The following is a 20,256-nucleotide window of genomic DNA, read 5'->3' as shown; positions in this document are numbered from 1 at the left end:
TTTTAGCCAAATCTTGAAATAATCGGCACATGATCAGACGGCTTTTCTGTCCAGCCGCGCGCATCGCGAAATACGATTGTTTCAGTACTATGTTTGGCGACGTCTGGTGTTGACCAAATATGGTCGAGCCGACGACCTTTATTGGATACGCTCCAATCTTTAGAGCGGTAACTCCACCAACTGTAGAGCCGTTCTTCATGCGGGATGTGTTTGCGCACCACATCAACCCAATCGCGCCGTGCTTGCATGGCGTCCAGGGTCTGTGTTTCAAGCGGGGTGTGGCTGACGACTTTTAGCAATTGCTTGTGTGACCACACATCGTTTTCGTGTGGGGCGATGTTGAAATCGCCAACAATCACCTGGCCTGCATCAAAATCCTTGTGATCAAACCAAGTTTGCAATTCGCTCAGGAAATCCATTTTGTGTTTGAACTTTGGATTGGTCTCAATATTGGCTTCGTCGCCACCTGCCGGAATGTAGAAATTGTGGATCCGGGTTTTGCCAAATGGCGCTTCAACGACCCCACTGATATGGCGGGCGTCGCCCATCTGGCAAAATTCACGCGCTTGATGGTCTTGAAGTGGAATACGTGAAACAATCGCCACGCCGTGATAGCTCTTTTGGCCATTCACCGCCTGATATTGATAGCCCGACTTTTCAAACGCTTTGGTGGGGAACTGATCGTTTTGACACTTGATTTCTTGCAAACATAAAATGTCAGGTCGATGATCGGCTAAAAAGTCTTGCACCATGGGCAAGCGCAAACGCACCGAATTGATGTTCCAAGTGGCGACCGATATAGACATAGATGCTCCCGCGCTCAACAAATTGGCGAATCGCCAACCGTTCTATATTGGCAATTTGGTTGGCAGGGTCCACCCGTTTTGTGCAGTTAATTGTTGTAATCTGGCAGGTAAAAATATGCTTTTGGTATATCGATCTCAGTCGTGGTGTCGTAAATCGAAAAGGTCACCTCGTTGCCGTTGGGTTCTGTAAGTGTCCATTGCTGTATGTCTTTGGTTTCAAGATTGAAGATCATGGTCACAGATACAGGGCCTGCGGGGGTGTCGTCAGCAACGGTAACCGCAATCATTTCTTCTGTTTTGACCACGTCGGTAATGTTGGCCGCGAACAGATCAATGTTGTCCGAGAGGAATTGGCGCAGAGGCACACGTTGTTGTGGGTAGGCGAATTTGGATTTCTCTTTTCGGTTGATCACATAAAAGCCGCTGCCCACTGAAATGACTTCTTCATAGGATGGTGGGGCATATTTGAAGCGGATTTTGTTTGGCCGTTTCAAATAGAAAATGCCTTCGGAGCGGTTGCCTGCACTATCGAGTTGCAAGAACCGACCAGCCATTTGTTCTACGGCAGAATGGTGCGCGCTAATGTCATTGATGATCTGGATTTCTTCTTCTGTCAGGGCGCGGTCAAGCGCTTGGATAGGCATGGTCAAACCGATTGCAATTAGAAAAGCGAGAAGCGTTTTGAAAAAGAGGCGCATAAATAATCCGCTGGTTGTGACGTGATGTTGTTTAAACTCATATCGATACAATATGGCGATTACATGAGCGGTGCATATGCGCAAAGTTTCACGTGAATCAGAACGGAGCGTCGTCTTCGCCCCCGACCAACACTTCACGTTTGCCCGCATGGTTGGCAGGCGAAATGACACCTTCTTGTTCCATACGTTCAATCAGCGTTGCGGCCCGGTTGTAGCCAATTGACAGCCGCCGCTGGATATAGCTGGTGGATGCTTTGCGATCGCTTAGAACGATATTGACGGCCTTGTCGTATAGATCATCGCCGGAATTGCCCAGATTTGAATTGCCCCCATCACCACTGTCGTCGATTTCTTCGGTGACGCTTTCAAGATATTCGGGGGTGCCTTGTGCCTTGAGATGATTAACAACGGTTTCCACTTCGCCATCTGCCACGAATGGGCCGTGCAAGCGTCTGGTGCGACCACCACCGGCCATATAGAGCATATCTCCCATTCCGAGCAATTGTTCCGCGCCTTGTTCACCTAGGATGGTGCGGCTATCAATTTTTGAGGTGACTTGGAATGAAATCCGTGTCGGGAAATTGGCTTTGATCGTGCCGGTGATCACGTCAACCGAAGGGCGTTGTGTGGCCATGATCAGATGAATACCAGATGCGCGTGCCATTTGGGCGAGGCGTTGGATTGCGCCTTCAATGTCTTTACCCGCAACCATCATCAAATCGGCCATCTCATCAACAATCACCACAATGAAGGGGAGAGGTTCAAGATGAAATTCTTCGGTTTCAAAAACCGCTTCACCGGTGTCTTTGTCAAAACCGGTTTGCACCGTGCGGGTGATGATTTCGCCCTTTTTCTTGAACTCGATGACTTTTTGGTTGAAGCCATCAATGTTGCGCACACCGATTTTTGACATCTTTTTATAGCGATCTTCCATCTCGCGCACGGCCCATTTAAGGGCGGTGACCGCTTTGGTTGGATCGGTGACCACGGGGGTCAATAGATGCGGAATGCCATCATAGATCGACAGCTCGAGCATTTTGGGGTCGATCATGATCAAGCGGCACTGTTCGGGTGTCCAGCGATAGAGCAATGAGAGAATGAAAGTGTTTACCGCCACCGACTTGCCCGACCCGGTTGTTCCGGCGATCAATAGGTGGGGCATCCGCGCCAAATCGGCAATCACTGGTTCGCCGCCAATGGTTTTGCCCAAACAAAGTGGCAATTTGCCTTTGAATTTTTCAAAATCAACAGAACCCAGCATTTCACGCAGATAAACGGTTTCACGGGTTTTATTGGGTAATTCAATGCCGATGGCATTGCGCCCAGGAACCACCGCAACCCGAGCTGAGATGGCGCTCATGGATCGTGCAATGTCGTCAGCTAACCCGATAACACGTGAAGATTTTATGCCCGGGGCTGGCTCCAACTCGTAAAGGGTGACCACAGGGCCGGGACGTACATTGATGATGGCACCTCGTACGCCAAAATCTTCAAGCACGCCTTCTAGGAGCCGCGCGTTTTCTTCCAATACTTCCGGCAAGTGTTCGCGGGCAGCTTTGGTGATTGGCGGTTCAGCCATATAGCTGAGCTCGGGCAATTCAAATGTGTCATTGCCCAATAGGCTTTGTTGGGCTTCTGCAACAATTCGGCGGCCGGGCGCAGGGCGCGGCGCAGGAGCGGTGACGCGGGGCCCTGGTTTTGAGGCGGTACTGTGCGATTGCGGGTCTGGGGATGAAGATGTGGGGCCAGCAGCGGGTGCTGCATAGTTGTACTCAGTTGGGGCCACATCGACATAATCATCACCAAGGGGTTGATGCTGCCCTTCAACCCACGTTTGATTGTCATGTGCTGTTTGATCCTGGAACCGAGGTTCAATGCGGCGCTCGTTTTGTGGTGTCGTGTTTGCTGGTTGCGCCGATAAGTGGGGTTCTTGCCCGCCGTGTCGCCATGGTTGTTGTGCGGCGTCGGATTTTTGCGCTTTTTTTTCTGCCCATGACTTTTTGATGCTGGTATGGGTTGAAAAAATCAGGTGGGTAATGGCACCGAGCAAAATTGTGAACATGGCAGACAGTTGTGCACCGATCCATTGCACAATGTTTTTGGGTTCATCAGACTTGGTGTCTTTATTGCTCAACTCGTTTGTGCCATTTGGGTCAAGCCCAAACCGCGCGCCCGGTTTGACGGCAATCCAGAAACTCACAAGCGCGGGGGTGAGCAAAATGAGGGAAAACAACCAGCCCGCATCTGTACGCAATTCTGCGCCAACAACGAAACCTGCAATGGTTGAAAAGCCCAAACCAATTATGCCGCCCAAGCCTGTGGGCAGTGGCCAAGTGGTTGGGGTGGGGATAAACGCGAGCACGCCTGATGTCAGCAACAAAGCGCTGATCCACATAATAACACGCAGGCCAAACCCAAGCGGGACTTTTTTGCGGATGAGTGAAAGTGACCAAATGGCGGGCGGGGTGATATATAAGACGCCGCTTAATCCAAAGAACTGGAACATAATATCGGCGACAACGGCACCGGGATAACCGATCCAATTGTTGACCGGCTCGGCAGAGGCATAGCTTAAACTTGGGTCATTTACTGACCATGACATCAGCGCCAGAATGATGAAGGCAACAAAGATCAGACAAAGGATGCCAATCAAGCGCAGTGGGATTTTCACAGCGATTGCCGTTTGGGCATTTTGTTGTTTTTCCAAAGCGGATGATGTGTGCACAGCCAATGGTCGATCTCATTTTACGCAATAACTCATTTCATAAACTAGGGGTGCATGGTTAATTTGTGGCTAACTTTTGCATGAAAAAGGGCCCGGCGGTGGATACCGCCGGGCCCAGTTTATCAATCGACTGCGCTTACACAGTCAACATAATAACAGTCTTGGTTAGAACTCGGGATAGGCTTCCACACCCACTTCAGCTTTATCAAGGCCGAGCGCCTCATCTTCGGCTGAAACACGAATGCCCCAAACGGCTTTGAGGACTAGCCATGCAACGGCACTAACCGTGCTCACAAAAACACCCACTACAGCAATGCCGGTAAGTTGGGTGATGAGGTTTGCCGCTGGGTTGGTAAACACAACTGCAATTGTACCCCAGATGCCGCACAGCAAGTGAACCGGGATCGCGCCGACAACATCATCGATTTTCAATTTGTCGAGCATTGGCACAGCAAAGACCACAATGATACCGCCTGTAGCACCAATAAGAGTGGCAGTCCCGAGCCCCGGTGTTAGCGGTTCAGCTGTGATTGAAACCAGACCAGCCAACGCGCCGTTGAGCACCATTGTCAGGTCTACTTTTTTGTACAATAGCTGCGTGGCAATAAGAGCGGCGATGGCACCACCAGCGGCTGAGGCATTGGTGTTGGCAAAAATACGTGAAATGTCAGCAACATCTCCAATTGATCCCATGGCCAGTTGAGATGCGCCGTTAAAACCGAACCATCCGAGCCACAAAATGAATGTGCCTAATGTGGCGAGGGGCATGGACGACCCTGGCATTGGCACTGTTTGACCCTGTGCATCATACTTGCCTGCCCGAGCACCAAGAATGAGCGCGCCCACCAAGGCAGCCCAACCGCCTGCTGAGTGAACGATTGTTGAGCCGGCAAAGTCAAGAAAGCCCATATCATCGAGGAAGCCGCCGCCCCATTTCCATGACGCTTGAATGGGATAAATAACAGCGGTGAGAAAAATGGTGAAGGCGAGGAATGGCCAGAGGCGAATGCGTTCGGCCAATGTGCCAGAAACGATGGAAGCTGTGGCCGCGCAGAACATCAGTTGGAAGATGAAATCCGCGCCAACTGATGCGTAACTTAAGTCAACGACCGCGTCGGCACTAACGCCCACAGGTTCCAAGCTAGTTGGGCTGATGGCACCAAGCACGTTGGGGATGATCCATGCGTCGCCTGGATACATTAAATTGTATCCTAGAGCGTAATAGGCGACGGCTGCGATGGAGAATAGTGAAATGTTCTTTAGGCATTGCATGGAGACGTTTTTTCGACGGACCAGCCCCGCTTCGAGCATGGCAAACCCAGCAGCCATCCACATCACCAAAAATCCGCCGATGAGAAACAGCAATGTGTTCAGAATGAAAATGGTGTGCTCTGCTGGCACAGGTGCTGCGCTCGCTTCTTGCGCGAAGGCGGGTAAGCTCAACGCTGTCACCAATGCAGGCACGGCGAACGCTAAGGCGATATTTTTCTTGTTGTTGATCATTTTTTGGACCTCCAAAATGTCTATCAATCGGTTCAAAGTGCTTCGGTGCCGCGTTCGCCGGTACGAATACGAATGGTATCGAGCAGGTCGAAGACGAAGATTTTGCCATCGCCAATCCGACCCGAATGTGCCGCTTCTGTGATCAGATCAGTGACGTCTGCGAGTTGATCGCTTGTCACAGCAACTTCAACTTTGAGTTTTGGGATGAAGTTCACGGCATATTCAGCACCGCGATAAATCTCTGTGTGACCCTTTTGTCGGCCATAGCCGCGCACTTCGGTGACGGTCATGCCGTGAATGTCCTTAGCGCTTAGTGCATTGCGCACAGCGTCTAGGCGTGAGGGTTTGATAATTGCGGCAAGTAGTTTCATGAGCAGAATCCTTATACTTGTGACGTCTTTCCTGCTGAAAGAGGAACAAGACTCGTGCCAAGTCGGTTTGTAACTACTTATGCTATTGAAATATCGAGATAAATTCAGCAGCGTGACTCTATTGGTCTGCAATTAAGCGATTTTAGATTTGCTCAATTTATATGCATAATTACGCAGGTGATCAAAAAATGAACAGCATGCGACGAAGCACGTCTTGCCCCGATTGTGAAAGGCATTAGAATGCGTGCAAGTGATTTGTGGAGCAAGAATATGGCCAAGAAACTGCAATTTGATGTGATGATTGTTGGGGCGGGGCCTGTTGGCCTGACGTTGGCTTTGGCGTTAAAGCAATTTGCACCGGGCATGCGCGTGGCGATTAATGATGTGCGGGACCTTGTTGTGCCCAAGGATGAGCGTTCGTCTGCACTGGCGCTGGGCATCACTTCTGTGTTTGAGGCCTTAAATATTTGGGATCAAATGCTGCCCGAAGCGGAACCAATTAAGGGCATGAAAATTACAGATAGTGATCAGGCTGACTTGCACAGGCCGTTGTTTTTGCACTTTGAGGGTGATGTGAAGCCGGGCAAACCGTTTGCGCATATGGTGCCAAATAGAGTGACTTTAAAGGCGTTGATTGAGGCGGCTAAAGAATCGGGTGTTGAAATATTTGCACCCAACAAAGCCGTTGATTTCAGATTTGGCTCTTCGCATGTTGATGTTGCTTTGCAAGACGGTACTGCATTAACCGCGTCATTGGTGGTGGCCGCAGATGGCGCACGGTCAGCGCTTAGAGCGTTGGCGAAAATCGACACATTTGGTCACGACTACAAGCAGTCGGGCATTGTGACGACTTTTGCCCATGAATATGACCATCATCAAATCGCCTATGAGCACTTTTTACCCGCGGGTCCATTTGCCACTTTGCCATTGCCCAACAAACGTTCGAGTTTGGTTTGGACGGAACGTACGCAAGACGTGCAACACTATTTGGATATGAGTTTGGCAGATGCGGCGCTGGAGATTGAAAGGCGCATGGGCTCATCCTTTGGGAAGGTGACCATTGAGGCCCCGTTGCAGGCTTTTCCATTGAAGCTACAAATTGCCAAAAGTTTTATTGCGGACCGCCTGGCTTTGGTTGGCGACGCTGCGCATGTGGTGCATCCGATCGCCGGGCAGGGCATGAATTTGGGGATCAAAGATGTGGCGGCGTTGGCTGAGGTGGTCATTTTGGCGATGCGTCACGGCGAAGACATTGGTCATGGTGCAGTGTTGGAACGCTATGAAGAATGGCGACGTATGGATATTGGTTTGATGGCAGTAGCAACGGATGGGTTGAACAAATTATTCTCGAATAATTTGCCACCACTTCGGGTGATCCGCGATGTGGGATTGGGCGTGGTTGATCGCCTGCCGATGCTCAAAAACGCCTTTATTGGTCATGCAGCTGCTGCGCAAAATGGCGGTCCAAGGCTATTGGACGGCCGTCCAATTTAGGGTCCTAACCCTAGTTGGGCCGCTCATTTTTGATGTGGATTGCGTTGTTCCTCGTCAGTTAATTGCCGGGCCTCATCTAAAATCAGCAGCGGCACATTGTTGCGGATGGGGAAAGCAAGTCGGGCGGCGTACGAGATTAGTTCGGTTTTGTCTTTTGACCATTCAAGCCGGGTTTTTGTGAACGGGCACACCAAAATCTCGAGCATTTTTGGGTCGATATTGTGCTCTTTGGTTGTCATATCATTGCATCGTGATGTTGGATTCTTGCCGAGCCATCTCAATTTCAGCAAACGCCATTAGCATTTCGGCACGGGTCGCCAATGTTTCAGCTTCCAGCAGGGCTTGGCGCTCGCGCGCGGCATATGGGCTGGCCATCGAGCAGGTATTGATCAGGTCTTCCAAACCCGCTTCATTGATTTCGTCCCAATCCAAATCAAAATCAGCGTACTCGGCATAGGAGCGCAGTAGATTTACAAACCGGTCTCTATCAATAGTGTTTTCACCAAATCCGGCGATCAAGTCCATGCTGAACGCAGAGACATCGATATGTGCGCTGCGATAGAGTTTGTCCTTGGAGTGAATTTCGCTTTTCAGCGCAAAACGCGATAGGCCAGTTAAGCCGATCATATAGCGGTCATCCCCAATTTCTTCGAAATGTGTTATCCGGCCCAATGTGCCGATGGATTGAAGGGCAGGTTGTTCACTCTCATCGTCGGGCCGTTGTGGTTGGATTAACCCGATCTGGCGGTTGCTCGAAAGCGCGTCGTCCACCAATTGCACATAACGGTCTTCGAATATGTGTAGCGGCAAGATGGCGCGTGGAAACAACAGCGCGCCTTCTAGCGGCAATAATGGTGCCACTTCTACAGTGGCAAGCTTTTTTGTTGTTGAGGAGCCCATGGAAAAATAATACCTCAAATTGACCTAACTGAAAAGTACAGCCGAGAGCATGCGGCGGCCTTTAACTGATGCGGGGTCCATTGGCCCCCAGGCTTCAAACAGTTCAAGCAGCTTGGTGCGCGCGCCATCTTCGTTCCACTCGCGGTCCTGTTTGATGATGGCGACAAGGGCTTCCGCTGCTTTTAGTCTTTCATCGGCGGCGTTGTAGGCGATGGCCAAATCAAATCGTATTTGATGATTTTCTGGATTGTTCTGCAGTTTGGCTTCAAGCGCGTCGGGGGTTTCCAGACCATCAGCTTCAGCGGCAAGGTTAAGGCTGGCGTTCAATTTTTGATAAGTATCCAACTTTTGGCCGTCTTCACTTACCGCCATCAAGGTTTGCTGCGCTTTGTCAGTGTCACCAAGTTTCACGTGAATCGTTGCAATCCCAATAATCGCTTCGTCATTTTCCTGGTCGAATTGTAAAATTTGCGAATAGATTTGCGAAGCACTGGCGAAATCGCCCGCGTCCATAGCGCCTTGTGCCTGTTCAAGCGCGGCTGTTATTTGTGCTGCGGGGTCTTCAGGGGCAGCTGGGGCTGCGCTTATGACTTTGTCGATAAAGGTTTTGATTTCGCTTTCAGGGATGGCACCCATAAATCCATCAAGTGGGCGCCCGCCCACAAAGGCAATGACCGCTGGAATGGATTGAATGCCCATCTGTCCTGCTATCGCTTGGTTTTGATCGATGTCGATCTTGACCAACTTGACCTTGCCACCAGCTTTGATGACCGCACTTTCGATCATCGGGCCGAGTTGCTTGCACGGGCCGCACCAAGGTGCCCAAAAATCCACCAAAACCGGCACATTTTGTGATTCTTCAAGAACGTCAGCCGCAAAGTTTTGTGTGTTCGAATCCTTGATCAGATCCGCTGATTGGGTGGGTGTGGCACCATTTATGAGATCTGAGTTCATATTGTTTTCCAGTTCATCGATCAAAGTCTAATGTGTTACGGCCTAATTTGGGACCTTCATGCGACAAAAACAAGGCCCTGGCTAGAGCCAGAGCTGCTTGCGGCGTGCTTTTTTCAATGATTTGCCGACGCATCGCGCTATTTTTACGGCAGCACGAAAAAAAGGTGAAAAATATGGCTTGCAATTGCTGAATGGTTTGGGCATATAAGCGCGCACCAGCCACGTCCTAGCGACGCACATAGGCTTGGTACGGATGCGGGCGTAGCTCAGTGGTAGAGCACAACCTTGCCAAGGTTGGGGTCGTGAGTTCGAATCTCATCGCCCGCTCCAAAAAACTCAAAATGATGATCAAATGACTGAAGAACGGCCCTTGGCCGTTGTGATCAACTTTGAGGCGTTTCTTAAAAAACCCTGCCCAACAGGTTGGCTGCTGGGTTCTAGCGCTCCAAGGCCCCTTTGCCCGCGATGATTTTGTCTCGGAATTTGGCGATCCGTGTCACCCGCGTGGCAGATTGTTTCGCCCCGTTTAAGTTAAATGCGTAGCTCTTTTGTCGTCCGGGGGTAAGGGCGTGAAATGCCTCTGCCAGTTCCGGGTCGCTATCCAGTGCATCAATGAGCTCCTCTGGCATCTCAATTTCAGTCTGGCTTTTTGGTGCTTTCATGCCCGCGTCTGCATAGCTAATTGCCTCGGCGAGGTAGGCTGAAATGATCGGCGTCATCTCATCAACTTGCGCATCACTAATGAACCGCAACATGTTAGGGTTTTGCGTATTAGGGCCCTGCTTTTCCCGCACACTTTGAGGGTCTTTCATCAACGCCGCATTGAAAAAGGTCAAACGGAAATCACCGCGAAATGCGCCTATAATGACCATGTTTCGCTGCCCGCGCATGTAACAGGGGTGACCCCATTTCACGGTTTCCTCGAAACCAGCCGCGAGGCAAAGCTGGCGTAAGGTGCGCAAACCCTTGTTCCAAATGTTGGCAGAGCAATCTGGGGTGTCAAATCGTTTGCAGCGGCCACAGCCTTTGGTGAAAAAATCTTCGACATCTGTAATCATATCAATTTTGTAGAATGCGTTGGGCGGCAAATCAATCAAATTTGACTGGATTTAATTCTAACGATCCAGTTTTGATTTTTTCGGTGCCAGCAAAATGTTGGTTTCTGTCAGACTGACGCCTTCTATCAGGCGAATGCGACGCAACACATCGTCAAATTCAATCAAATCCGATGTTTCGAGCTCCGCGATCAGGTCCCATCTTCCATTGGTTGTATGCAAAGAACGCACTTGGGGCAGTCCCATCATCGACCTTACCACTGCCTCTGTACTGCGCCCGCCGACTTCGACCAGCGTGATGGCATGAATGGTTTTGTCATCACTGGGTGAACCGGTAATGATGGTGAAACCGGCAATAATGCCAGCGCCAACCAACCGATCAATGCGTGATTTTGCGGTGGCGCGCGAAATATTCAAGGTCATGGCGATGGTTGCTACCGGGGTGCGTGCGTCGTGGCGCAGCAAGGCAATTAACTTATTGTCGAGATCATCCATTTATCAAAATGCTCACAATTGGCTGACGATATGAGAAATGATAACTCAATTTTGCACATATATTCAACTATTCGATGTACGCTTGTCTGCTCTATAAAGGGTGGAACCGGAAACAAAAGAGTTCTGGGGTAAAGAGCTAGGGTACATTTATGACAAATACTGCTTCACGCGGATCAGTGGCGCTGATCGGTGCGCCTGTTGACGGCGGTGCTGGTCTTTCGGGCTGCATCATGGGTCCGGCCGCATTGCGTGTGGCAGGTTTGGCCACTTCGTTGACGGAATTGGGTTTTGAGGTTCAGGACCTAGGGGACGTGACACCCGAACAGGTGTCACTCAAATTGGCCGGTGCAACTCATCATGAGAATGAGGTCGCCGGTTTTGCTCGTGCGCTGAACCGAACCGGTTATACAGCGCTAAAATCTGGTCAGACGCCAATTTTTATGGGTGGTGACCATTCTTTGGCGATGGGGTCGGTCACTGGTGTGGCCAAATATGCCGCTGAACGGGGCAACAAATTGCATGTTTTGTGGCTTGATGCGCACCCGGACTTTAATACGCCAACAACATCGACATCGGGCAATATGCACGGCATGTCGGCCGCACTATTTTGTGGAGAACCCGGATTTGATGGGGTTTTGGACGAACCTATTCACCCGGTTGATCCCACAAATTATCATGTGTTTGGCGCCCGCTCGATTGACGAGGCAGAAGGCGTTTTATTGCGCGCCCGTGGTGTTGACGTGATGGATATGCGCCGGATTGATGAGCGGGGCGTGGTTTCTTTGATCAATGGCGTGATTGAAGCGGTTCGCCAAGATGATGCAATGCTGCACGTTAGTCTTGATGTGGATTTTCTTGATCCCCAGTTTGCGCCCGGCGTTGGGACCACAGTGCCAGGTGGTGCGACTTATCGTGAAGCGCATTTGGCGATGGAAATGATTTCAGATAGCGGATTGATGACTTCAATGGATTTGGTTGAGTTGAACCCTTATCTGGACGAGCGTGGCAAAAGCGCCCGCATGTTGGTGGCGCTCACAGAAAGTGGTTTTGGGCGACGCGTGTTTGATCGACCCACCTCAACTGGCTAGATCAATATTCCTTGACCGATTCCATGACCACGAAAGTTGACGTTTGAGCGACATGGGGCAGGGCGGAAATGACCTCGCCCAACACCCGCCGATAAGCAGAAATGTCTTTGGTGCGGACTTTCAATAAATAGTCAAAACTGGCGGCCATCATATGGCATTGCGATATTTCGGGTGTTTGCTTTACGGCCGCATTGAATGCGTTAAGCGCGTTGGCGCGTGTATCGTTTAAGGTCACTTGCACAATGGCGATGTGACCACTTTCGGTTTTGGCATGGTTGATACGGGCTCCATAGCCTAAAATGACGCCATCGCGTTCGAGTTTTTTTACCCGCGCTTGGGTGGGGCTTTTAGACAGGCCAACCTTTGCTGCCAATTCGGCCATTGACAGTCTGGCATTTGCGGAAAGCGCATTGATGATTTTTCGGTCTATTTGATCCATTTGATCTGTGTTTCTCTGAAATGCTTATCATTAAGCGGGCAAAACCGTTCGATTAAAGTCCATAAGCTCTACATATTCGTATTGTACGGGACAATGTGCTGAGTTGGAAGTGGTAAGATATCCATAGAAGTTGTATTTGTAGTTACGCTGCACTGGCTAGGTAAAGGGTGGACCCATGTTGGACCAAATTCGCGAAGAGATTAGAGCACATTATTTGCCCGATGAGGACAAAGTCGTTGATCGTTTGGTGCGTGAGAGCAAACTCAGCGAGACCGACCGCGCGACAATTGTTGATGATGCTGCCAATTTGGTGACCACACTACGCGATCAGTCTAAACAGGGTTTGATGGAGACATTTCTGGCCGAATATGGGCTTTCCACCGACGAAGGCGTTTCGCTGATGTGTTTGGCTGAAGCCATGTTGCGGGTGCCGGACGGACCAACGATTGATGATTTGATCGCCGATAAAATTGTTGATGAGGATTGGCTGAAACATTTGGGTGTTGCTGAAAGCTTCTTGGTGCAAGCATCAACCTTAGGGTTGGTGGTTAGCGCGGCGCTGCTGGATGGTGATGGTCCGGGTGTGCTGAAACCAATTGCCCAATTAAGCCGTCGTCTGTCTGCCCCGGTTATTCGCACTGCTGTGGGCCAGGCCATGCGCATTATGGGGTCGCAGTTTGTGCTGGGCCGTAACATCAATGAAGCGCTTAAAAACGGCGCTGGTCCGGTGTCCAAAGGCTATACTTATTCCTTCGACATGTTGGGGGAAGGCGCGCGTACAGAAGAAGATGCGCAGCGCTATCACAAAGCTTATTTGAACGCGATCGAGCGGTTGGCCAAGGAGTGTACTTTTGGCGATGTGCGCCAAAATCCGGGTATTTCGATCAAGCTTTCAGCGCTGCATCCGCGCTACGAATATATTAAACGCGACACGGTTGTGAACGAGATGGTTGCGCGGGTAATTGAGCTGGTTAAACCCGCTGCCGCCGCACATATGGGGCTGAATATCGACGCGGAAGAAGCAGACCGTTTGGACTTGTCGCTCGACATCATTGAAAAAGTCCTCAAACATCCCGAGCTTGCCGGCTGGGACGGATTTGGCGTGGTGGTGCAAGCTTATGGTCCGCGGGCTTCCTTTGTGATCGATTGGCTATATGCGCTGGCCACAAAGCTTGACCGCAAAATCATGGTGCGGCTGGTAAAAGGCGCTTATTGGGACACGGAAGTGAAGCGCGCCCAAGTGATGGGCCTTTCAGGTTATCCCGTCTTTACCCGCAAAGTGAACACCGACATTTCCTATCTTACTTGCGCGCGTAAATTGTTGGATATGCAGGACCGGGTTTACCCCCAATTTGCCACCCATAACGCCCACACAAGTTCTGCTGTGTTGCGCATGGCGGGCAATGATCGGCAAGGGTTCGAGTTTCAACGGTTGCACGGCATGGGTGAAGGTTTACATGATGTTACGCGGGCGCAAAATGGAACCCGCTGCCGCATATATGCGCCTGTTGGGGCCCACCGCGATTTGTTGGCTTACTTGGTGCGGCGCTTACTTGAAAATGGGGCAAATTCAAGCTTTGTGAACCAAGCTTACGACAAAAATATTCCGCCCCGCGCGATTGTGTCTGACCCCATTTCTGCCCACCTTGATCATGTTAGTGCGCACAATTCAAATTTGCCGTTGCCGCGCGGTATTTTTGGGGTTGGCCGCAAGAACGCAAAGGGGTGGGATTTCACCGACGTGAATGATGTGCGCGCGATCCACGAGGAAAGCCGCAAATTTGCGACGCCATTCCAATGGCATGCAAAAGCTGCAAAAATGTTAGGCGAAGGGGCGAAGGATCAGCCGATCTTTAACCCATCCAACCCCAGCGAAATCGTTGGCTTTGTGGAGAATGTAACGCCTGCCCAAGTCAAACAAGCTATTGGTCTTGCTCTTGAAGGGCAAAAGGCTTGGGGGGAAACCGATGTGGTGGATCGTGCTGGCATTCTTCGGCGTGCCGCCACCATGTTTGAAGAGCGGGCAACTGAATTCTTCGCGCTGGCCACACGTGAAGCCGGTAAAAGCCTGCCAGACGGTATTTCTGAAGTGCGCGAAGCTGTTGATTTCTTGCGGTATTACGCAAATGAGGGCTTGAGCGCTGAGCATCATGGTGCGCCGCGTGGGGTGATTGCTTGTATTTCGCCGTGGAATTTTCCTTTGGCGATTTTCACCGGACAGGTTGCCGCCGCATTGGTGACCGGTAACGCGGTCGTGGCAAAACCGGCCGAGCAAAGCCCTTTGATGGGTGGGTTGGCAATATCCATTTTGCATGATGCGGGTGTGCCCAAAGATGTGTTGTTATTGTGCGCTGGTGCGGGCGATATTGGAGCAGCTCTAACTGCCGATCCACGGATCGCAGGTGTGTGTTTTACCGGGTCAACGGAAGTGGCAAAGCTGATTGATATGCAATTGGCCAAAACCGCACCAAGTGATGCGATGTTGATCGCTGAAACGGGTGGATTGAACGCCATGATCGTGGATAGTACAGCCCTTGCCGAACAAGCGGTTCGCGACATTGTCGCCTCTGCATTCCAATCCGCAGGTCAACGGTGTTCGGCGTTGCGTATGCTTTATGTGCAGCAAGATATCGCCGACAATTTGTTGGAAATGCTTTACGGCGCCATGGAAACCTTAAAAATGGGCGACCCGTGGGATGATGCGACCGATGTGGGGCCGGTGATTGATGCGGAAGCACAATCAGAGATTTTGGCCTATTGCGCAGCTCAAGAGAAACAAGGTCGGTTGTTGCGCAAACTCGATGCGCCGCAAAAGGGATATTTTGTGCCGCCGCACATCTTCAAAGTGGACGGCATCAAGGATTTGGAACGGGAAGTTTTCGGCCCAATCCTGCATGTGGCGACGTTTAAGGCGCGCGATCTTGATCAGGTGATTGCAGATATTAATGCACGTGGTTTCGGCTTAACGTTTGGGTTACATACGCGGGTTGATGATCGGATTGAAAAGATTGGTGCGAAGATCAAGGTCGGTAACTTCTATGTTAACCGCAACCAAATCGGTGCGATTGTTGGCTCGCAACCATTTGGCGGGGAAGGGCTTTCTGGCACAGGGCCAAAAGCTGGTGGGCCGAACTACCTCAATCGTTTCCGCAATATTTCAGTCGGTCGCGAATTGGATAAAGGTGGGGTTCAGATTGATGGACAAAGCATTGCCGATGCGTTTTCAACCCAAGATGGTGCCGAATGGATTTTGCGGGATGATAGAGCCGAGCTCTTAGGTGTTGATCCTGTGCAGATGCAAATTGAACTGCCCGGCCCAACCGGTGAGCTTAACCGTTTATCCTATACGCCGCGCGGCAAAATGTTGCTGTTGGGTGCCGGAGAGGGGTTGGTTGAATTGGCAAAAATGGCGCTGGCATGCGGCAATTCAGTTGTGGTTGTGACGCCAGAGAATTCGGCGCAACTGGCCCAGGTTCAAATGGTGGGCGCGCCAATTACTATTCTTGAAGGTGAGTTGGAAATATCTGCATTATCGCATCTGGATATTGACGGCTTCGGTCTTGCCGCATCGGGTGATTTTGCGCAATCTGTGCGCATCGAACTGGCAAAGCGCAATGGGCCGATTGTGCCGGTGATCAGCAATGGATTTGACGTGGCCGGGTTTGTGCATGAACGGGCGATTTGCGTGGATACAACAGCGGCTGGCGGCAACGCATCATTGTTGGCGCAATCGAGTTAGCCCGCAGAGTGAAATTGGCGTCGGATCAAATCCGGGGCTGCCATTTTCAGCTTGGTGTTCTGTCAACAAGCAATAAAAAACCCGGCCAATCAGCCGGGTTTTTTTAATTCTTGATGACGTGAAGAGCAACTATTCAGCGCTTGCTTCGCCTTCTGCGGCCGCCGCTTCAGCAGCTTTTGCGGCATCTGATGCGGCTTTTGCAGCAGCTTTATCAGCTTCGCGGGCAGCTTTTGCTATTGCGTTCGCTTGACGCTCGCCGTCTTGAATTTTCTTCGTACGTGAATTTGTTGATTCAAAAATACGAGCTGATTTGCCGCGCAATTCACGAAGATAGTAAAGCTTCGCGCGACGGACCTTACCGCGGCGCAGCACTTCAATGCTGTCGACAACAGGTGAGTAAACTGGGAAAACCCGCTCAACGCCTTCGCCGTAAGAGATTTTGCGCACTGTGAAGCTCTCGTTTAGGCCGGCGCCTGAACGGGCAATCACAACGCCTTCATAGGCTTGCAAACGTTCTTTTTCGCCTTCGCGAATTTTCACCCAAACTTTAACAGTATCACCGTGAGAAAAGTCAGGTGTTTCACGTTTGGCGGCAAGCGCGTCGAGCTGCTCTTTTTCGAGCTGTTGAATAATGTTCATTTTTTTCGTCCGTTGATTCTCGCCAATCAGAGCGTCCCTAATAGTCTAGCCAGAAGGGGCGGTTACACCGGTCTTGTTGTTTAGTGACAAAATAGATTGGCGGGCTATACCGCGAAATGAGTTCAGAGTCTATGGTTTTGTTGCGTTTTTGATGAATTAAGGGGGGGTACTTTACGCGCCGCCCTTGGTCGCTACGCTCAGCATCTTTTGGCGCTCTCGCCGCGCAGGCTGGCCCGGCACCCCCGAGCATTTTACGTGCCGCCGTCGCGCCTTTGGCGCTTCCCCGGCACCCCCGGGCTCTTTTTTTCGTGCCGCCGTTGGTCGCTGCGCTCCCGACCCCGGCACCCCCGCCGATTGGTGCCCGCCACCAATTCTGAGCAAGCGAGAGAAAAGACGGACGAAACAACTTGTTGTTGAGGACCCCGGCCAACTTTTTGGCCGCGCCCGCGCAGGTGCAGCCACTCACATAGCGCAGACACACTAGTGTGTTTAGCGCGTCATGCGATTGGCGGTATGCACCGCGAGCGAATATTAATGCAGCATGCGAGGTCTTTTAAGGCTCGATATGCGCTAGTGGTTTGTAATTTGAGCCCAAAAAGGCCTCGCATGTGGCGGATTTCACGTTTCAATTTCTATGCCCCGAGGAGCTAAACCCTTTTATCCCCTTACTCAGCGCTCCACCAAAACTGTTATGATCGGCATGGATCATTTGGCGATATTGGATAACAGCACCCAATAAGCGTCTTACAAGCTGCCTTCGGCGTCAGACTGGACATAGCAATTGAACGTTCAAGCTGCATCGTCATCGCAACTCTCCACCATCTTCCAACAGGCTAGCCTGAATGACCAACCCGACCACATCCCACCCGTCGGCAAGCTGCGTGGCTAAATGAAAGACATGGGGATGATGGCACAGGTTGCTGGGGGCGAGGATAAGTTTTTATTGGGGGGGGGATTGGTTTTGTTAGGTTGACAGAAAGTAGGTGCAAATGCATGCTACTTTTTTGCTTTTTCAAGAGTATATTTAGATGGCATTTTCCAAACGGGCTTGGCGTGTTTCAGAACTGCTTGATGGATTTTCTGGTGGCGCAACTGATTTTCTCGAGGCCCTGGTTCCACTCTTTGCTCCCTTGTTACTTCCCTTCAGAGGAAGGCTTTTGAACGCGGAGTTAATTGCAGCAGCCGCAGTTAGAGCCTACGGTTGGAACATTACCAGCGACGTAATCGAGGAACTAGCGCCAAGACTTGTCAGTGCCGGCTACCTTAAAAAGATGGAAACTAACAACAAAATCGCATTTGAGGTTTTGGAGTTCAACGATGGTTCTGGAAGTGCAGACGACAGCTATGGCGACTTTGAAACCATTATTTCGGAGTTCGCGGCATTCGCCCCTACCGTTTCTCCACTCTTTGAGTTTAACAAAACTCAAAGCGAGTATGCCGAAATCCTTACTAAGTGGTTGGTTTCCGTTGAGTCGTATAGCAACATCGAAATTCGTAAGAATGCGCAATCACAACTTAAGGCTGCCTTTGACAACGGAAAAGAAGTTAGCGAACTTGACTCAATCTTTGCGCTAAATGCGGACGAAAAGTACATCTGCGCGTCGTTTGTAGAGCAGTTATCTAGGACGAACGAACACTTGTTTAATGCACTTCTGCCGGTAGTCAAGATTGGGTTGGTCGCGGAAGTCATAGAAGATTTGCGTTCACCAGAGTCTCAAAAACAAAAAACAGGTTTAACAGTAATCCTAGATACCGGGCCATTTTTGGCATTCATCGGTGCAAATGGAAAACTGCACAAGCAAAACATGACGACCACCTTACGCAGTTTGGAGTCAATCGGGGGTAGGTTAGCAGTACATGCCGCGACACTGGACGAGGCATCCAGAAGCCTAAAGACAATGTTGAATCTGCAAGCACACGAGAGGTATGGACCTACAGCCGATGCGCTGCGAAGAAATGAAGTTTCCATGAAATTTGTGAAGTCTGTTCGTGGAAATCCCGAGAATGCCGCAAAGCAAAATGGCGTTTCAATCATCACGCGGAAGATCGACGACTTTCCAAACCAACACCGTTATTTTGATAAGTCTCAATATGAAGCATTCATAGACGATGCAAACTGGGTTGAAAGTATCGATGCAAAGCAGCATGATGCATTAGCATTGGCGACGGTAGTTAGGATGCGTGAGGATAAAAGATTTCCCGATCTCTTCGAAGCGAATTATGTATTTGTGACTGAGAATGCATATTTCAGCTCTGCGGCATGGAAATTACAACGAGATTTAGATGTGGTCCGTCGACGACATGTTAGTGCAGTAATACTACGCCGCCAGCTCGCGACGCTTGTTTGGCTAAAAACCGGTGCGTTTTCTTCAAACGAGATCCCCCGCAATATACTCTATGCCGCCTGTTCAACAATTTTACAAACCTCAAAAGGAGTTTTGGAGGAAGTTGCAGATATTATTTCTGGAAGTTCGGAGGCAGACTTTGAGGAATACAAAACTCTGATGAGTGATAGCCGTACCGCAAGAGTGGTGATGAATTCTACTTATGGAATGCAAGGAATGTTCGGCGAGACTGATGCACCCCGACTTTTGAAAGAGATGAAAGAGTCTCTAATCGACGACCATGTGCGTTATACTAACGAGAACCAAAAAAAAATCGAAGAATTACATGCCGAACAAATTGGCGCAAAACGGCTTGAAATTGCGGAGCTGCGGACGCAACTTGAATCTGAAAGAGAAGTTGTCCTGACAAATGCAAATGAAGAAGTTGATGGCGTGAATCGTGAGATACTTGTTATCAGAGCGGTGGCGACCGCCCTTTCTCTGGTAGTGTTTGGCGTTGGCTCCTTTTGGCCTACACTTTTTGGGATCGGAAACATCTTCGTTATGGTTTGTTTCGCTACACTGGGAATTGTTTCGGCATACCAAGTTGCAGCAACGATGCTGAATTTCAAATTGTTAAAGCCTGCAAGGTTTTTGCAAGGTTTCTGGGTAAACCGTGCAAATCGTAGAGCGCAAAGGTTCTTGGGTGAAAAGTACAGTCGCGAATTTGAAATTAATTGGGAGATGGGGCGCGTTCAGGGAACAGTTGTTAGTGACTCCACCGAGATGCTTATAGAGAACTCGGAAGTTCGAAGGAAGCCGCAACTCGATTTACTTGATGGACAGGACTAAGGTAATGAACTGCACCTCGACAAGTGTACGTGAAATTACGTAACATCACCCCACATTCCGGCATTGCAACTCTCCCTCTACCCATACTCAGCAAATCACATTAAAGTCGCTTTCAAGGTCAGCCCAATTGCTGACCCTGGGGTGTCGTAACTCCACCACTGGCGGCTGATGTCA

The 20,256-nt window shown here is 50.3% G+C and carries 16 protein-coding genes and 1 tRNA gene; 5 read left to right on the top strand and 12 right to left on the bottom strand.

The genetic code is table 11. The features are described 5' to 3' along the window. Positions 1–2: 2 nt before the first annotated feature. The 5 genes from ACJAZW_RS03450 to ACJAZW_RS03430 form a co-directional block, all read right to left on the bottom strand. Positions 3–806 (bottom strand): exodeoxyribonuclease III, encoded by an 804-nt coding sequence (locus ACJAZW_RS03450; RefSeq protein WP_415155474.1) that lies wholly within the window; start codon positions 804–806, stop codon positions 3–5. Positions 807–892: 86 nt separating this feature from the next. Beyond that, the gene (locus tag ACJAZW_RS03445) at positions 893–1,504 is read right to left on the bottom strand and encodes a LolA family protein (protein WP_415155473.1); all 612 of its coding nucleotides are present in this window, start codon (positions 1,502–1,504) and stop codon (positions 893–895) included. A gap of 97 nt (positions 1,505–1,601) precedes the next feature. Beyond that, on the bottom strand, positions 1,602–4,229 hold the full coding sequence (locus ACJAZW_RS03440) for a DNA translocase FtsK 4TM domain-containing protein (protein WP_415155532.1): 2,628 nt from the start codon (positions 4,227–4,229) through the stop codon (positions 1,602–1,604). 165 nt (positions 4,230–4,394) lie between these two features. Further along, positions 4,395–5,732 (bottom strand): ammonium transporter, encoded by a 1,338-nt coding sequence (locus tag ACJAZW_RS03435; RefSeq protein WP_415155472.1) that lies wholly within the window; start codon positions 5,730–5,732, stop codon positions 4,395–4,397. Between the two features lie 32 nt (positions 5,733–5,764). After that, complete coding sequence (locus tag ACJAZW_RS03430; RefSeq protein ID WP_415155471.1) at positions 5,765–6,103, bottom strand: P-II family nitrogen regulator; 339 nt, start codon at positions 6,101–6,103, stop codon at positions 5,765–5,767. 270 nt (positions 6,104–6,373) lie between these two features. Here ACJAZW_RS03430 and ACJAZW_RS03425 point away from each other — a divergent pair, with 270 nt between their 5' ends. Next, on the top strand, positions 6,374–7,597 hold the full coding sequence (locus tag ACJAZW_RS03425) for an FAD-dependent monooxygenase (protein ID WP_415155470.1): 1,224 nt from the start codon (positions 6,374–6,376) through the stop codon (positions 7,595–7,597). Positions 7,598–7,620: 23 nt separating this feature from the next. Here ACJAZW_RS03425 and ACJAZW_RS03420 read toward each other — a convergent pair whose 3' ends face one another. The 3 genes from ACJAZW_RS03420 to trxA are packed head-to-tail and all read right to left on the bottom strand — an operon-like array spanning position 7,621 to position 9,451. Beyond that, on the bottom strand, positions 7,621–7,836 hold the full coding sequence (locus ACJAZW_RS03420; RefSeq protein ID WP_415155469.1) for a Trm112 family protein: 216 nt from the start codon (positions 7,834–7,836) through the stop codon (positions 7,621–7,623). 1 nt (position 7,837) lies between these two features. Then, a complete protein-coding gene (locus ACJAZW_RS03415; RefSeq protein ID WP_415155468.1) occupies positions 7,838–8,497 on the bottom strand; it encodes an LON peptidase substrate-binding domain-containing protein in 660 nt (219 codons plus the stop codon). Between the two features lie 24 nt (positions 8,498–8,521). Next, the gene (gene trxA / locus ACJAZW_RS03410; RefSeq protein ID WP_415155467.1) at positions 8,522–9,451 is read right to left on the bottom strand and encodes a thioredoxin; all 930 of its coding nucleotides are present in this window, start codon (positions 9,449–9,451) and stop codon (positions 8,522–8,524) included. A 255-nt stretch (positions 9,452–9,706) separates the two neighbouring features. On the opposite strand from trxA, the gene ACJAZW_RS03405 reads away from it, so the two are divergent. Continuing rightward, positions 9,707–9,781, top strand: a tRNA-Gly gene (locus ACJAZW_RS03405). Between the two features lie 107 nt (positions 9,782–9,888). On the opposite strand, the gene ACJAZW_RS03400 is transcribed toward ACJAZW_RS03405, so the two are convergent. Both ACJAZW_RS03400 and ACJAZW_RS03395 read right to left on the bottom strand, forming a co-directional pair. Beyond that, a complete protein-coding gene (locus tag ACJAZW_RS03400) occupies positions 9,889–10,509 on the bottom strand; it encodes a YdeI/OmpD-associated family protein (protein ID WP_415155466.1) in 621 nt (206 codons plus the stop codon). Between the two features lie 57 nt (positions 10,510–10,566). Next, the gene (locus ACJAZW_RS03395) at positions 10,567–11,001 is read right to left on the bottom strand and encodes an Lrp/AsnC family transcriptional regulator (RefSeq protein WP_415155465.1); all 435 of its coding nucleotides are present in this window, start codon (positions 10,999–11,001) and stop codon (positions 10,567–10,569) included. A 149-nt stretch (positions 11,002–11,150) separates the two neighbouring features. On the opposite strand from ACJAZW_RS03395, the gene rocF reads away from it, so the two are divergent. Then, the gene (gene rocF / locus ACJAZW_RS03390) at positions 11,151–12,089 is read left to right on the top strand and encodes an arginase (RefSeq protein ID WP_415155464.1); all 939 of its coding nucleotides are present in this window, start codon (positions 11,151–11,153) and stop codon (positions 12,087–12,089) included. A 1-nt stretch (position 12,090) separates the two neighbouring features. On the opposite strand, the gene ACJAZW_RS03385 is transcribed toward rocF, so the two are convergent. After that, positions 12,091–12,528, bottom strand: coding sequence for an Lrp/AsnC family transcriptional regulator (locus ACJAZW_RS03385; RefSeq protein WP_415155463.1), 438 nt, complete (start codon positions 12,526–12,528; stop codon positions 12,091–12,093). 175 nt (positions 12,529–12,703) lie between these two features. Here ACJAZW_RS03385 and putA point away from each other — a divergent pair, with 175 nt between their 5' ends. Beyond that, positions 12,704–16,267 carry a bifunctional proline dehydrogenase/L-glutamate gamma-semialdehyde dehydrogenase PutA gene (gene putA / locus ACJAZW_RS03380; protein WP_415155462.1) on the top strand — a complete coding sequence of 1,188 codons (3,564 nt, stop codon included), beginning with the start codon at positions 12,704–12,706 and terminating at the stop codon, positions 16,265–16,267. Between the two features lie 129 nt (positions 16,268–16,396). Here the strand turns inward: putA and rplS are convergent, their stop codons facing one another. Beyond that, complete coding sequence (gene rplS / locus ACJAZW_RS03375; RefSeq protein WP_415155461.1) at positions 16,397–16,906, bottom strand: 50S ribosomal protein L19; 510 nt, start codon at positions 16,904–16,906, stop codon at positions 16,397–16,399. 1,028 nt (positions 16,907–17,934) lie between these two features. On the opposite strand from rplS, the gene ACJAZW_RS03370 reads away from it, so the two are divergent. After that, the gene (locus tag ACJAZW_RS03370) at positions 17,935–20,082 is read left to right on the top strand and encodes a hypothetical protein (RefSeq protein ID WP_415155460.1); all 2,148 of its coding nucleotides are present in this window, start codon (positions 17,935–17,937) and stop codon (positions 20,080–20,082) included. Positions 20,083–20,256 lie beyond the last annotated feature (174 nt).

The organism is Maritalea sp., from assembly GCF_047634455.1.
Lineage (GTDB): Bacteria > Pseudomonadota > Alphaproteobacteria > Rhizobiales > Devosiaceae > Maritalea.
This window is presented reverse-complemented; position numbering and strand designations above follow the sequence as displayed.

Excerpts from the sequence above, each read along its gene's own strand:
- ACJAZW_RS03425 (WP_415155470.1), top strand. The coding sequence starts at position 6,374 with ATGGCCAAGAAACTGCAATTTGATGTGATGATTGTTGGGGCGGGGCCT.
- rocF (WP_415155464.1), top strand. The coding sequence starts at position 11,151 with ATGACAAATACTGCTTCACGCGGATCAGTGGCGCTGATCGGTGCGCCT.
- ACJAZW_RS03430 (WP_415155471.1), bottom strand. The coding sequence starts at position 6,103 with ATGAAACTACTTGCCGCAATTATCAAACCCTCACGCCTAGACGCTGTG.
- trxA (WP_415155467.1), bottom strand. The coding sequence starts at position 9,451 with ATGAACTCAGATCTCATAAATGGTGCCACACCCACCCAATCAGCGGAT.
- ACJAZW_RS03435 (WP_415155472.1), bottom strand. The coding sequence starts at position 5,732 with ATGATCAACAACAAGAAAAATATCGCCTTAGCGTTCGCCGTGCCTGCA.
- ACJAZW_RS03370 (WP_415155460.1), top strand. The coding sequence starts at position 17,935 with ATGGCATTTTCCAAACGGGCTTGGCGTGTTTCAGAACTGCTTGATGGA.
- ACJAZW_RS03445 (WP_415155473.1), bottom strand. The coding sequence starts at position 1,504 with ATGCGCCTCTTTTTCAAAACGCTTCTCGCTTTTCTAATTGCAATCGGT.
- rplS (WP_415155461.1), bottom strand. The coding sequence starts at position 16,906 with ATGAACATTATTCAACAGCTCGAAAAAGAGCAGCTCGACGCGCTTGCC.
- ACJAZW_RS03400 (WP_415155466.1), bottom strand. The coding sequence starts at position 10,509 with ATGATTACAGATGTCGAAGATTTTTTCACCAAAGGCTGTGGCCGCTGC.
- putA (WP_415155462.1), top strand. The coding sequence starts at position 12,704 with ATGTTGGACCAAATTCGCGAAGAGATTAGAGCACATTATTTGCCCGAT.
- ACJAZW_RS03385 (WP_415155463.1), bottom strand. The coding sequence starts at position 12,528 with ATGGATCAAATAGACCGAAAAATCATCAATGCGCTTTCCGCAAATGCC.
- ACJAZW_RS03450 (WP_415155474.1), bottom strand. The coding sequence starts at position 806 with ATGTCTATATCGGTCGCCACTTGGAACATCAATTCGGTGCGTTTGCGC.
- ACJAZW_RS03420 (WP_415155469.1), bottom strand. The coding sequence starts at position 7,836 with ATGACAACCAAAGAGCACAATATCGACCCAAAAATGCTCGAGATTTTG.
- ACJAZW_RS03415 (WP_415155468.1), bottom strand. The coding sequence starts at position 8,497 with ATGGGCTCCTCAACAACAAAAAAGCTTGCCACTGTAGAAGTGGCACCA.
- ACJAZW_RS03395 (WP_415155465.1), bottom strand. The coding sequence starts at position 11,001 with ATGGATGATCTCGACAATAAGTTAATTGCCTTGCTGCGCCACGACGCA.